This is a genomic window from Haloleucobacter albus (assembly GCF_052492075.1).
In genome coordinates, this window is sequence record NZ_JBQWAS010000027.1 from 26,523 (window position 1) to 40,026 (window position 13,504).

The 13,504-nt window shown below is 57.9% G+C and carries 9 protein-coding genes; 2 read left to right on the plus strand and 7 right to left on the minus strand.

All coding sequences use genetic code 11. From position 1 onward, the window contains the following. Positions 1 to 70 precede the first annotated feature (70 nt). Complete coding sequence (gatB, locus tag ACT6QH_RS09940; RefSeq protein ID WP_444974670.1) at positions 71 to 1,549, minus strand: Asp-tRNA(Asn)/Glu-tRNA(Gln) amidotransferase subunit GatB; 1,479 nt, start codon at positions 1,547 to 1,549, stop codon at positions 71 to 73. 265 nt (positions 1,550 to 1,814) lie between these two features. Continuing rightward, positions 1,815 to 2,195 (minus strand): 4a-hydroxytetrahydrobiopterin dehydratase, encoded by a 381-nt coding sequence (locus tag ACT6QH_RS09945; protein ID WP_444974681.1) that lies wholly within the window; start codon positions 2,193 to 2,195, stop codon positions 1,815 to 1,817. A 401-nt stretch (positions 2,196 to 2,596) separates the two neighbouring features. Here ACT6QH_RS09945 and ACT6QH_RS09950 point away from each other — a divergent pair, with 401 nt between their 5' ends. Further along, positions 2,597 to 3,982 carry a DUF2254 domain-containing protein gene (locus tag ACT6QH_RS09950; RefSeq protein WP_444974671.1) on the plus strand — a complete coding sequence of 462 codons (1,386 nt, stop codon included), beginning with the start codon at positions 2,597 to 2,599 and terminating at the stop codon, positions 3,980 to 3,982. A gap of 49 nt (positions 3,983 to 4,031) precedes the next feature. On the opposite strand, the gene folD is transcribed toward ACT6QH_RS09950, so the two are convergent. The 3 genes from folD to mgtE form a co-directional block, all read right to left on the minus strand. After that, entirely contained in the window at positions 4,032 to 4,916 is an 885-nt protein-coding gene (gene folD, locus ACT6QH_RS09955; RefSeq protein ID WP_444974672.1) for a bifunctional methylenetetrahydrofolate dehydrogenase/methenyltetrahydrofolate cyclohydrolase FolD, read from the minus strand. A 206-nt stretch (positions 4,917 to 5,122) separates the two neighbouring features. Further along, positions 5,123 to 7,306: a putative bifunctional diguanylate cyclase/phosphodiesterase gene (locus ACT6QH_RS09960; protein ID WP_444974673.1), complete on the minus strand. Its 2,184-nt coding sequence runs from the start codon at positions 7,304 to 7,306 to the stop codon at positions 5,123 to 5,125. A 196-nt stretch (positions 7,307 to 7,502) separates the two neighbouring features. Further along, the gene (gene mgtE, locus ACT6QH_RS09965; RefSeq protein WP_444974674.1) at positions 7,503 to 8,942 is read right to left on the minus strand and encodes a magnesium transporter; all 1,440 of its coding nucleotides are present in this window, start codon (positions 8,940 to 8,942) and stop codon (positions 7,503 to 7,505) included. A 442-nt stretch (positions 8,943 to 9,384) separates the two neighbouring features. Between mgtE and ACT6QH_RS09970 the strand changes: the two genes are divergently transcribed. Beyond that, positions 9,385 to 11,253: a cation:proton antiporter gene (locus tag ACT6QH_RS09970; protein ID WP_444974675.1), complete on the plus strand. Its 1,869-nt coding sequence runs from the start codon at positions 9,385 to 9,387 to the stop codon at positions 11,251 to 11,253. 3 nt (positions 11,254 to 11,256) lie between these two features. Here ACT6QH_RS09970 and ACT6QH_RS09975 read toward each other — a convergent pair whose 3' ends face one another. Both ACT6QH_RS09975 and ACT6QH_RS09980 read right to left on the minus strand, forming a co-directional pair. Further along, positions 11,257 to 11,760, minus strand: a complete 504-nt coding sequence (locus tag ACT6QH_RS09975; protein WP_444974676.1) for a methylated-DNA--[protein]-cysteine S-methyltransferase — start codon at positions 11,758 to 11,760, stop codon at positions 11,257 to 11,259. 354 nt (positions 11,761 to 12,114) lie between these two features. Beyond that, positions 12,115 to 13,209, minus strand: coding sequence for a linear amide C-N hydrolase (locus ACT6QH_RS09980; protein WP_444974677.1), 1,095 nt, complete (start codon positions 13,207 to 13,209; stop codon positions 12,115 to 12,117). Between the last annotated feature and the right edge of the window lie 295 nt (positions 13,210 to 13,504).

The window sequence follows — 13,504 nt, forward strand, 5'->3', positions numbered from 1 at the left end:
CACCCCCAAACAACAAAAGGGCGGCCTTCCTCATGGAAAAGCCGCCCTTCTCATATTCTGCAAACTGGGGTCAGATCCCGAGCTTGGCCTTCAAAATCTCATTGAGCGCCTTGGGATTGGCCTTGCCGCCAGAGGCTTTCATGGCCTGCCCCACAAACCAGCCCAGCATAGTGGGCTTGGCCTGCACCTGCGCCACCTTCTCTGGATTGGCGGCAATGATGTCATCCACCAGCTTTTCGATTGCGCCGGTATCTGTCACCTGCTTCATACCGCGCTCTTCCACCACGGCGCGCGGATCGCCGCCCTCGGTGAAGACGATCTCGAACAGATCCTTGGCGATCTTGGAAGAGATGACCCCTTCAGCGATCAGGTCAATAATGGACCCGACCTGCTCCGGGCTCACCGGAGAAGTAGAGAGATCCTTCCCGTCTTTATGAAGGCGGCCAAACAGCTCATTAATGACAAAATTGGCAGCCGCCTTGCCATCACGGCCCTTGGCTGTAGCCTCAAAATAATCCGCGGATTCCCGCTCTGCCACCAGAACGCCGGCATCATAGGCGCTCAGGCCATAATCCGAGATGAAGCGCGCTTTCTTCTCGTCTGGCAATTCCGGCAAATTGCTCTTGAGCGCATCAACCCATGGCTCTTCCAACACCAGCGGCAGCAGGTCTGGATCGGGGAAATAGCGATAATCATGCGCTTCTTCCTTGGAGCGCATGGAGCGGGTTTCGCCCTTGCCTGGATCAAACAGGCGGGTTTCCTGATCGATGGAGCCTCCATCTTCCAGAATCCCGATCTGCCGACGCGCCTCCACCTCAATGGCCTGGCCGATGAAACGAATGGAATTGACATTCTTGATTTCGCAGCGCGTGCCAAGATCCTCACCGGGCCGGCGCACGGATACATTCACATCCGCGCGCAGATTGCCCTTTTCCATATCGCCATCGCATGTGCCCAGATAACGCAGAATAGTGCGCAGTTTGGTCACATAAGCCTTGGCTTCTTCAGAGCAGCGCAGATCCGGCCGGGAGACGATCTCCATCAGCGCCACGCCGGAGCGGTTCAGATCCACAAAGCTCTGGGTGGGGGAGAGATCATGAATCGACTTGCCTGCATCCTGCTCCAGATGCAGCCGTTCGATGCCAACAGTGATGCTCTCACCATCGGGCAAATCCACCACCACAGCACCCTCACCCACGATAGGCTGCTTGAACTGGCTAATCTGGTAACCCTGCGGCAGATCCGGGTAGAAATAGTTCTTCCGATCAAACACCGAAGTCAGGTTGATCTCGGCCTTCAGCCCCAACCCGGTGCGTACAGCCTGTGCCACGCACTCCCGGTTGATGACAGGCAGCATGCCCGGCATGGCGGCATCCACCAGCGAGACATGATCATTCGGATCACCGCCAAAAGCCGTGGACGCACCGGAAAAGAGCTTGGCCCTGGAGGCGACCTGAGCATGAACTTCCATGCCGATCACCACCTCCCAGTCACCAGTGGCGCCGGGGATGAGCTTTTTGGCATCAGCAGGCCGCGAATGAAGCGTCATCGTCATCCTGTTCCATCTGGCGGCATTGCGCCGCAAATCCTTTCAGGACACCTACTCCTCCGGGCTATGGACTGGCAACCTTTACTGGCACATCTGTGCTGCCAGCACACAGGCTGTCGGCTCATTGAAGGGGGTCGAAGGCGCCAGATCTCCGAAACTTTCAACCCATTGCACTGTTCGTAAGCGCCAGAGAACGAAAAGGCCCGCCATGAGGCTCATGGCGGGTCCATTATGGTCAGGCCGGTATTTTGTCCGGCGTCACAATTCAGGCGTGTGTCTGGGCTCCGAATCGAGATTCATCAGAAACCATGGCATCCGCGCGCCCCCTCTGGCTCTCGCCCGGCTTCCAATCCACTACCTCATCAATCTTGCGCGCCAGCGCAAAATCGCGACACGTCACACCGCCTGCATCATGCGTTTGAAGGCGGATTTCCACCATGCCGCAGGATACCGACAGAACAGGATGGTGCCATGCCGCTTCGGCAAGGTGGCCCACGGCATTCACCAGCATCAATGTGGCGTTCCAGTCATTGATGCGATAGGTTCTGCGCAGCCAACCATCCTCATAATGCCAGCAAGGCAGATCCGCCCTCAGGCGGCGTTCAATTTCCACCTCAGGCAGAGGTGAAAGGCCCTCATTGCGCATGGCACCGGAATAGGTGCGCGTGGAGGCGGCCTCGGCGGAAATGACGTTGGCGGACATGGGCTGCTCCCTTGCTTTTATGAAGTGCCCTCCTGCAACCTGTGTTGCGTGAAGGGCCTCCATTTTGTTTGTCATGCAGGCCCACATCACCTGCATGAAAGTTGGCAATATAATGCGCCAAATTGTAGCGTGAGGCGATGTAAAAACATGCTGCGCCGCAACGTATACGTGCACCCCCGAAAGCCAAACTACATTCCAGTCCAGCGGATATGACATGCGCCAATCCACAGTATCGGGATTGCCGCCAGGCACAGAATGTTGAAAGCTCGTCCTTATTCAGAATGGCGCGCTCGCTGAAAAGCCGCGCCGGATGCAATGAATGGCAATACAGGCGGGAGAGCCGCATGGCGCGCTGGCGATGGATATGGTTGCAGGTTTCCAGCCGGTTGTGGCTGCGCGCCACACTCATCGGTGCACTTGGCGTGCTGGCTGCGATTCTGGCGGCCGTTGCCGAAAACTACATACCCTGGAGCCTCTCCACCCCTATTGGGGCGGATGCGATTGACAGCCTTTTATCCATCATCGCTTCCAGCATGCTTGCGGTCACCACCTTCTCGCTCAGCGTGATGACCTCGGCCTATGGCTCCGCCACCAGCAATGTGACGCCAAGAGCCACGAAGCTGGTGATGGAGGATTCAGCCACACAGAATGTGCTTTCCACCTTTATCGGCTCCTTCCTGTTCAGCATTGTCGGCATAGTGGCGCTGAAGGCGGGAGTTTATGGCGACCGGGGACGGGTGGTCTTGTTCATCGTCACCATTGCCGTCATTGCATTGATCGTGATCTCCCTGCTGCACTGGATCGACCACCTCACCAAGCTGGGTCGGGTGGGCGAAACAACACGTCGTGTGGAAGTCGCCGCGGAAAAAGCCATTCGCGCCCGCCTGCGCATGCCCTATCTGGGCGGCGTTGCCCTCTCCGAAGATGAGCCTTCCACGGCCGAGAGCATTCCCCCGGTGACAACGCAAACCATTGGCTATGTGCAGTTTGTCGATGTGGCGGCGCTAAACACATGTTGCGAGGAGCACAATATCTCGCTTCAGCTTCAGGCTGTTCCGGGCACATTCGTGTATTCTCACACGCCCCTTGCCCGCATTGTGGAAAGCGGGATCCCGCGCGAAGAAACCTCTTCCGCACACCCCGGTGATGACGGGGAAACACCAGAGGAAAGGGAAGAGAAACAGCAGAAAAGGCTGGAGGCCCTGCATGAGGCCATACGCGACGCCTTTTCCATCTCCGATGAGCGCAGTTTTCCGCAAGATCCTCGCTTTGGTCTTGCAGTGATGAGCGAGATCGCATCGCGCGCCCTCTCTCCCGGTATCAATGATCCGGGAACAGCCATCGATATTATCGGTCGTTCAACCCGTCTGATGAATTTATGGGCGCAGGGCGAAGCCTCCGCGAAAGAGAAAGAAGCCCCCTATCCGCTTGTTCAGGTGCCACCCTTGCGCAGTGCAGATCTGTTTGACGACGCCTTCATGGCGATTGCGCGGGATGGAGCCGGGCTCATTGAGGTGCAGCTTCGGCTGCATAAGGCTCTGATAGCCCTGAGCCATACGGGCGATGAAACTTTCCGTGCCGCAGCATGGCAACAGGCCCGGCAGGCTCTGGCACGCGCTGAACAGGGCCTGTCTGCCGCAGCAGACAAGACCCGCCTTCAGGCTCTGGCAGAGCAAAGCGGAATGGGTCCGCCTCCATCGCAGGACACGGACGCAACAGCACTGGCATAAAAGGAGGCTCAGGGTAGCGCATACCCTGAGCCAATCCGGCACCGGCGGGTCAGACCTGTCCGTTGATCCCAGCCTGCCGACGGGCTGCAGTCAACGTATTCTGAAGCAGGCAGGCGATTGTCATGGGGCCGACGCCACCCGGCACAGGGGTGATGAGACCCGCCACACCCTGCGCCTCGTCAAAAGCCACATCCCCGACAAGCCGGGTCTTGCCATCCCCCTTCGGCACGCGATTGATGCCCACATCAATCACCGTGGCGCCGGGCTTGATCCAGTCTCCCCGAACCATTTCAGGCCGGCCAACCGCAGCGATGAGAATATCCGCACGACGACAGACATCCGGCAGGTTACGGGTTCGGGAATGGGCGATGGTGACTGTGCAGTTTGCCTGCAACAGCAATTGCGCAATCGGCTTGCCTACAATGTTGGAGCGACCGAGAACCACGGCCTCCAGCCCGGAAAGATCCCCCACATGATGCTTCAGCAGCATCATGCACCCCAGAGGCGTGCAAGGCACCAGCGCTTCCAGCCCCACGGCGAGACGGCCAGCATTGACGACATGGAAGCCATCCACATCCTTCGCGGGATCAATGGCCGAGAGCACGCGCGATGAATCGATCTGGGCCGGCAGGGGCAGTTGCACCAGAATGCCATGCACAGCCGGGTCGGCGTTCAGCTTCTGCACCAGCGCCAGAACCTCCTCCTCCGAGGTTTCCGCCGGCAAACGATGCTCGAACGAGGCCATGCCGACCTCAACGGTCTGGGCGGCCTTGTTGCGCACATAAACCTGGCTGGCGGGATCTTCCCCCACCAGTACCACGGCAAGGCCGGGCTTCAGCCCATGAGTGCGCCCCAACTCCGCCACTTCATCAGCGATGCGTGAACGCAGACCTGCTGCGAAGGCTTTTCCATCAATGCGTGCGGTTTCAGTCACGTTCTCTTCCCGGCTTTTGCATGCGCCAAGCCTCTGCGCGGCTTTCTCAGAAACTCCATATTGCAGAGACAGAAGACGCTGATCTCCCACTTATAACGACACAAAGGCCGGAAGATACATCCCGCACTGCTGCTTATGGAACAAGCGATAATAGGGCGAGATTTTCCAGCCAGATGCGCTCATGTCCGAGCATCAGCCTAAAGGCTTCAGGTTGCCGCAGTTTGCGCGCCCATTTTTGGCGTCTCATCGTGCTGCTCTCCCTCAGGGGGCGCACAAGCGGGCCAGTGGGGTGTGGCGACATCGGAAGCCGCCTGCTCTTTCAGCAATCTTGCCGCAGTAGCAAGGGGCAATGGCGGCGCGAACAAATAGCCCTGTCCCTGCTGCGCCCCGAAAGCCCGCAGAAACCGCAGTTGCTCTTTGTTTTCTATCCCCTCCGCCGTCAAAACAATGCCCAGGGAACGGCCAAGGCGCACCACATATTCCACAATGGATGCGGCCTCTTTCTGAACACCCAGATTGAAGATGAAGGACTTGTCGATCTTGATCTTTGAAATCGGGAAACGCCGCACATGCACCAGAGATGCATGGCCGGTGCCGAAATCATCCAGTGCGAGATGAACCCCCAGCTTGCGGATCTGGAGCAGCAGCTCCATGGCCTCCGTTCCGGTTTCGAGAATGGCGCTTTCTGTCAGTTCCAACTCCAGACGAGAAGGCTCAAGGCCAGAGTTTCGCAAAGTAGCAGCGATATTCTCGACGATATCCGGCCGGTGCAGATTCATCGGGGACATATTCACAGAGATGCTCACCCCCGGCAGCATCTGCGCGTCCCGGCACGCCACATTCAGAACATAGGCATCAATCAGGTGGATGAAGCGTGCTTTTTCCGCAACCGGAATAAAGCCATCCGGGCGAATACGCCCGAGCGTCGGATGGTCCCAGCGCACAAGAGCTTCAAAGCCGACGATACGCTCACTCTCCATATCCACCTGCGGCTGGTAGAGGACAGTCAGCTCCTCCTTTTCCAGCGCTCTTACAAGTTCCCGCTCAATACGCCGGCGCTCCAGTTGCTCTTGCTCAAAACGGGGCTCAAACAGGCGAAAAGTATCTCGCCCCTCCGCCTTGGCGCGATAAAGGGCTATGTCGGCGCGCCGCATCAACTCGCTGGCGCTTTTCGCATCCCCCGGCGCGCAGGCGGCACCAATGGAGACGCTGATCTGAAAGCGCTCCTCCCCCACCCGGACAGGCTGTGCAATGGCGCGGAAAATATCCGCAGCCAGCGCCGCAATCTCCGCCTTCTCCTGATAATGAACGAACAGAATAAACTCATCCCCGCCAAAACGCGCCGCCACGCCACGGGATGAAACACAGCCACGCAAACGTTGAGCGACGGCCTGAAGAATGCCGTCACCCGCGGCATGGCCGCTGCTGTCATTGATATCCTTGAAGGAATCCAGATCGACGAAAAGCAGGGCCACCGGCTCGGTTTCCGAGCAGGCTTTGAGCGCCTCCTCCAGCTCCCCGACAAAATGTTCACGATTGGCCAGCCTTGTCAGGCGATCACTCTGCGCCAGTTCCCGCGCCTGCACCTCTTTGAGCCCCATCGCGATGGCAAGGCGACGATATCTCAGCATGAGGATAAAAAGCAGCAGGGCCAACGCCCAGGCGATCAGCGCCAAAGGCAAAAGGGCGCGCACCAGCAAATTGCGCCCCGGCTCGCTGGGATTCCAGTTCAGCCATGCGGGCGTATCATCCAGAAGATTGGTGACCTGCAACCCACCCGATGTGCCGTCGGGGACATCCTTCAACAGACGCACGCCACGCAACTGCGTCGGTGACGCCATATCCTCCAGCAGGCGTGCATCAACCACATCCCCCAGATAAACTCGCAGGGGTTGAGGCATGTTCAGATGCGGGCTCTCCTCCCGGAAAACATGCATGACCAGAAGGGCTGAATCCTTGGGCCCCAGCGCCAGCCCGCCTCCCCCCAGACCAACATGCCGGGATAATTGTTCCAGCGCCCGGCGCAGCCGCTGAAAATGGGAATGTTCACCCTGATTGCCAAACTCGGAGCTATAGACAAGCCGCCCTTCAGCGTCCGTGACGTAGACATATTCAAAATTGTAATGGTCACTCAGCAGTGCGCCATATTCCTGATGCACGCTGGAAAGGTCATTGCGCAAAAGACCGGAAAGCGCCGCTTCCTCCATGTTCCTGCTGGCGACGGCGTCTTTCATCATCTGGGTGTGCTGATCCAGCGCGATCCTCAGCGCTGCTCTCTCACGAACCGCGACCTCTTGATCGACCCCCAATGCAAGATGCGTAAGCACCGCAGCGCCAGCACCTATCAGCAGCACGAATATGATCGTGCCTGTCAGGAAAGGGCGGCGCAACACAGCCTGCAAAACTCGAAAAATAGTACGCCCCCCTTCGTTCCGCAGGCATTGCGGCAGACCAGCCTCAGCATTTTGAACACTTCATACGTGCTCGCAAGGGGTTGGTGAGCCGGATTTGTGATTGATAGTGCATAACAGGCTGTCGGCGCGCATTAACGCATGCCCCTTCAACCCTATAGCGCACCACCCCAGATTACCACCACATAAACCAGAATGTCGCCAGCCCCAGAAAGGCAAGAAAACCGACCACATCTGTCACCATGCTCACAAACACGCCGGATGCAACGGCAGGGTCCAGCTTCAGACGTGAGATGGCAATAGGAATGAGAATCCCGAACAAACCGGCGGACACCATATTCAGCACCAGGGCGGCTGAAATGACGATGCCCAGATCCACACTCGCAAACCACAGGGCGGCAATCACCCCCAACAGAACAGCCAGAGCCAGCCCGTTAAACAGCCCCACCAGAACTTCTCGGCGCACCACACGCCGGGCATTATGGCTGGAAAGATCCCGTGTCGCGAGGGCGCGCACCGCCACCGTCATGGTCTGGGTGCCGGCATTACCGCCAACAGAGGCCACAATGGGCATGAGAATGGCCAATGCCACCATTTTCTGAATGGTGCCTTCAAAAAGAGAAATGATGGAGGATGCAATAAAAGCCGTTCCCAGATTCACCATAAGCCAGGGCAGACGACCACGGGCCGTATAGGTCACGGAATCTGAAAGCTCCTCATCGCTGCCCACGCCACCCAGCGCGCGCAGATCCTCATCCGCCTCTTCCTGAAGCACGTCCACCACGTCATCAATGGTAATCACGCCGACCAGACGCCCGGCATCGTCCACCACCGGAGCGGAGACGAGATTGTAGCGCTCGAACATGCGCGCGACATCTTCCTGATCGTCCGAAGCCCGCACCACCTGCTGATGCTCTGCCTTCACCGCCGTCATCAGCACAGGCCGGCGACTGCGCAACAGCCTGTCCAGAGCAACGGCCCCAACCAGACGATAGGCTGGGTCCACCACAAAAACCTCATAGAAGGTATCAGGCAGATCTTCAGTCTCTCGCATATAGTCAATGGTGCGACCGACGGTCCAGAAAGGCGGCACGGCGATAAAATCCGTCTGCATCCGCCGGCCGGCGCTGGATTCGGGATAATCCAGCGAGCGTTGCAACGCCACGCGCTCCGGCGCCGGCATCTGCACCAGAATAGACGCGACATCCTCTTCGGAAAGATCCTCAAGGATATAAACAGCATCGTCCGAATCCAGCTCCCGCAGGCCCTTGGCCACCGTACCCGGCGCCAAGCCATGCAAAATCTGGACCCGGATCGTTTCCTCGACTTCCGTCAGCGCGACAAAATCGAAATCCGCCCCCAGCAGCTCGATCAGCCGACGGCGCTCCTCTCCATCCAGCGTTTCGAGCAGCTGGCCCATATCTGCCTCATGCAGATTCTGGGCGAGAGCTTTCAGCGTATCGACATCCCGCGCTTCAACCGCCTGTTCAACATGCGCCTTGAAGGCATCGGAGATGTGGTCTTCAGCATCCCTCAAATCAGGAAGGACAGCCGAGGGGCTTGCGGAAAAGCCCGAACCGGCTTCCACGTCGGCGGGATTAGACTCCTCGCGCATGGCGGCTCCTGTATTGGGAGAAACGGCAGGGACGCAGATCCCCTGCCCGGCTGTCGTGCAAATGACTGGCGCAGGCTGTGAGGACGCTTTGCATGTGTGCCTCTAATCGTCCAGATCGCGTTAGTGAAGTCACAAGTCCGCGTTTCCTGAACAGAATTCCAGAAAGAGCAAGGCTCGTGACATGATGAACACGCTCCCGCAGCACATGCCCCGACAGATGCCGAATGCAACCCCAGTCGGGTCTCAGGCCAGAGCTGACAGCGCCAGCCCTTTTCCATGCGCCTTATCATACCTGTTCATAAGCTGAAATATGGCAGCAATATTGACCAACAGGCTGACGCGCTTCGGCGAAACAGATAACATGCCCTGCCCCAGCGGCCACTAGCCATCGAAACATCTTTTTGCCCGCGCGCAAGTCCCAGACAGAAAGACATCTGCCTTCATGCAAGATATCGGCCTTAAAATCGCTCTCATCGGCATGGCGGGCATGGCTGCCCAGTGGTTTGCGTGGCGACTGCGCCTTCCTGCCATTGTATTGTTGCTGGCGGTGGGCTTCATTGCCGGGCCGGGTACAGGCTTCATCAATCCTGCCGAGGATTTTGGCGAGATCTACCGCCCTCTTGTCTCTCTGGCTGTGGCCATCATTCTGTTTGAGGGTGGTCTCACACTTAATTTCAAGGAAATCCGCGAAACTTCCACTGCGGTGCGGCGTATCATTTTGCTGGCCGGGCCCATGGTGTGGGTGATGACCGCGCTTGCCGCACATTATGTTGGCGGGCTGACATGGCCCACCGCCGTGGTGCTGGGCGCTATTCTCGTGGTGACGGGTCCAACCGTCATCACCCCGTTATTGCGACAGGCGCAACTGGCCTCCCGCCCAGCCTCCCTGCTGAAATGGGAAGCCATCGTGAATGATCCCATAGGGGCTCTTTTCGCGGTGGTGGCCTTTGAAGTCATTCTGGTACTGATTGGGGCCCACCATGCCGACAGCCTCGCCTATGTAGTGGTGGCGGCCTTTCTGTGCGCCGTGCTGGGCGGAATATTGGCAGCCTGGGTCATTCGCTGGACATTTGAACACGGCCATGTGCCGGAATTTCTGAAAGCCCCCATTCTGCTCGTCGCCGTACTGGTCGCCTATGCGCTGACCAATCTGGTGCTCGAAGAAGCCGGGCTGCTCACGGTGACGGTGATGGGGGTGGTTCTCGCCAATACCCGAATTGCCAGCCTGACAGAAATGCGGCGCTTCAAAGAAACCATCACCATCGTGCTGGTTTCGGGCATTTTCATTCTGCTCACAGCCTCGCTCACTCTGGAAGACCTGAAGAGTTTGGACTGGCGTACAGTAGCTTTTGTCGCCCTTCTGCTTTTCATTGTGCGCCCGGTGGCCATCATGCTCGCCACCATTGGCTCTGGAGCCACCTTGCAGGAACGCATTCTGACAAGCTGGATTGCACCACGCGGCGTGGTGGCCGTGGCCGTTTCCGGCCTGTTTGGCACAGCACTGGCGCAGGCCGGCATTGCAGATGCAAACCGTATGGTTGCTTTCACCTTTGCGGTGGTGGTGAGCACCATCATTCTGCATGGCTTCACCCTGTCTCCGCTGGCGGCACTGCTGAAACTGAAAAGTACGGCCCGGCCCGGCCTGCTGATTGTAGGCGGTTCAGGATGGGCCACCAGCCTTGCGCGCAAATTGCGAGAGGTCGAAGTTCCGGTACTTATCGCCGACCCGAACTGGAACCATATTGCAGAGGCCCGGCTGGCGGAGGTGCCCGTCTTCTTTGGAGACATTCTTTCCGAAGAGGCCCATCATGAAATTGACCCGCGACAATTTTCCAAGATGATCGCGGTTTCAGATAATGATGCCTATAATTCACTCGTCTGTACGGATTTCGCGCCCGAACTGGGCCGCTCCAATGTCTTCCAGTTGGGCCGTGGCGAGGAACAGTCCAGCCGCCACTCCCTGAACTTCACGCTGGGTGGCCGCCCACTGACGAAAGACACCATACCCTTCAGCGAATTGCGGATGCGCCATTGGCAGGGCTGGGTTTTCCACGCCACGAAGCTGACTGAAGCCTTCGATTACAAGGCTTATCTGGAAAGCCGCCCGGAGCAAACCATCATTTTCTTATGGGTGAAGCCTTCGGGCGCGATCATTTTTGCCTCGACCAGCAATGGCACCCCTTCAGCCAATGATCGCATTATCAGTTATGGCCCACCCAAGGGTATCTCAAAGGATAAAAGCGCGGGTGAAGAAAAGGGGCACACCAACATGACGCCCATAAGTGCCCCGCAAGTAAGCGACGCAAGCTGAGGATCAGCCTTGCGCCTCCCGCTCCAGCAAGGCGCGCTTACGTGCTACGCCCCAGCGATAGCCGGAGAGTGCGCCATCTGAACGCACAACACGATGGCACGGTATGGCCACCGCAATGCGGTTTGTCGCACAGGCTTGCGCCACGGCGCGTGCTGCCTTGGGCAAACCGATACGCCGGGCAAGCTCTGCATAGCTCACGCTTTCACCCGGCGGAATCTGCTGTAAAGCCTGCCACACGCACTGCTGAAAGTCCGTCCCCCGCAGATCCAGAGGCAATCCCAGATCGGCTTTCGGGGCATCGACGAAATCAACAACGCGCGCGACCACGTCCTCGAACGCAGCTCCTTCAGCAAGCGGCTGTGCATGCGCAAAATGGCCCAGAAGCTCCTGCATCAGAACCTCCGGGTCATCCCCCAGCAAGATAGCGCAAATACCCGCGCGGCTCTGCGCCACCAGCACAGAGCCCAATGTGCATTGCGCTACGGCGAAGCGAATGTCGGTATCCATGCCGCTCTTTCTGTCCATCGTTGGCGCAAGACCCGGCCGGGCTGATAATGGAGCTATCCGTCGGAGCCGTTGCACGATGTCTCGACGTCTCATAGAACGCCTCTGCGACCCTGAATGCAAGAAGACATCCGGCTGTACGGACGATGGGCCGCCACCGCACCCATCCGCACTCATGGGAACAGCTCGGATGATGTGGCAGCGATCTGTTTCAAAAAAGCCCCGCTCCCGCCTCAGCGACGGGAACAGGGCTTGTTTGTGCACCTTATCGCGCAGAGCCGATACACCCCATTCGACAGTAAGGGTTAGCGGCATCAAGCCAAAGTGCAAGCGTCACCCGAATGGAGCGCTCTTCTTCTACTGCGAAGGATCAACTGTCATGAAGGTAAAGGGCGTTGCCTCAATGAAACGGGAGGAGGCATCGCCCGCATAATCATGCCCGCCAGCAACAGGCAATTTCTTAGGCGACGCGCCCACTGACAAATCGAGCTTCTTCAGATCAACCCAGAATGTATTCGGCATGGTTGCGGAATCAAAGAAATAGACCAGGTTGGTCTGGTCTCCCGCAGTCCGCCACAAGGTTGAAGCAAGATTTGGCTTTCCGGGTGTGGAGATGCCGAGTGGCACGCTGACAGAGCGCATTACCGACAGGGTTTGCGCCACGGCCTGATGGGCATAGCTTTCACCGGCAATATCCTTGATGAAGTTCGGGTCCGAACTCTTCTTCACCGAATTCATCAGGTAGGAAGCACGCACAAAGCGATCAGCGGCAGAATTGGTGCCGGGCAAAAAGGAGCCGTCAAGAGTCTGCCAATAGGTGTTCAGCGCCAGTTGCTGATCGTAAACTGGAGAATTGGTCATCACAGTATACTGCTTGCCGTGATGGACCTGCAACTTGCCGCCAACATACTCAAAAATCGCGGAGTCTCCGCTGGCATCTGACACAGACAGATGCAGAGTGGCAGGCGAACCATTGGGCAACTTCGGCGCAATGATACGGAGCGGCTTCTCGGTCAGCCCCCGCACGACTTCATCGACGGTCGCATAATTGTCGAGCACATACTGCGCCCACAGACCGACAGTGATAGGCGGATTGGCGGAATTCTCCGCATATTCTGATTCAGCAAGATAGAGGAGGTTCGCCACCAGCCCCTTTTCATTCATGCCATCGGCACTGGCGACATTATAGCTGGAAGCGATGACGCTTCCATATTTTGATGTCCAGGTAGCAGAATCCGGCCCTGCATTGCCGCTCCGCTTCATCCCGGCCGGGAAAGCCCAGAGATCCGTCTGCATTTCCTGCATCCAGTCCATGCTGCGGCCGGTGATGACAGTGCCATCCGCCCCATTGTAAATCGCACGGGTACAGGCATTAACCACGGAGGGAAGGCTTGCAGTCCCGGCAATCAGGCTGGCCAGCGCAATAGCTAGCGTCTTTCCATATGCTTTCATGAGACCTAAACCTTTCTCAAAGCGTATGTATCGCAGTCTGGAAGGTCAGGGTTTCACGAAAATAAGCCTCGTGCAATTCGCCCGACAAAGGCTCCCCAAATTAGATATTAAAAGCTGTCACGCTCGAAAAGCATCCGTTGGATCCCCACGCTCTGAGGTGGTGCTGCGCCCCTTCCGGGGGGAACTCACCCCCCTTGAAAGTACCTCGGCCGATTATGACTATCGCGGCGCGGCCAGCCAGGGCGGCGAAATCGACGATGAAATACAGTTTTGAGGGAGGCGAGGATGGAAGAGA